Raw genomic sequence first — 525 nt, 5'->3', positions numbered from 1 at the left:
CTCTTCTCCTTCCGCTGCACGCGCGACCCGGGCTTCCGCTTCGAGGCCGGGCAGTTCGCGATGATCGGGCTGATGGTGAACGGCAAGCCGCTGGTCCGGGCCTATTCCATGGCCTCGCCTCCGTGGGACGAAACGCTGGAGTTCCTCTCGATCAAGGTGCCGGACGGGCCGCTGACCTCCCGCCTGCAGAACATCGTGGTGGGGGACGAGGTGCTGATCGGCCGCAAGCCCGTGGGCACCCTGCTGCTGGACAACCTGCTGCCCGGCCGGAACCTGTGGTTCCTGTCCACCGGCACCGGCCTCGCCCCCTTCATGGCCCTGATCCGCGAGCCCGCGGCCTATGACCGGTTCGAGAAGGTCATCGTGACCCACACCGTCCGGGAGGTGAAGGAGCTCGCCTACCGCGACTACATCACCCAGGACCTGCCGCAGCACGAGCTTCTGGGCGAGATGGTCCGCGACAAGCTGGTGTATTACCCGAGCGTCACGCGCGAGGAGTTCCCCACCCGCGGCCGCATCACGGAG

Annotated in this window: 1 protein-coding gene; it reads left to right on the top strand. The window is 67.6% G+C overall.

Annotated elements, in window-relative coordinates; genetic code table 11:
* Nucleotides 1–525, top strand: a 525-nt coding sequence (locus tag ACFFIC_RS30020) for a ferredoxin--NADP reductase (RefSeq protein ID WP_377057285.1), incomplete at both ends; no start/stop codon positions are given.

The sequence above is a fragment of the Muricoccus vinaceus genome (assembly GCF_042433125.1).
In the GTDB taxonomy this organism is placed as follows: Bacteria; Pseudomonadota; Alphaproteobacteria; order Acetobacterales; family Acetobacteraceae; genus Roseomonas; species Roseomonas vinacea.
Note: the sequence above shows the minus strand (reverse complement) of the source record. Positions and strands in the feature narration are given on the sequence as shown.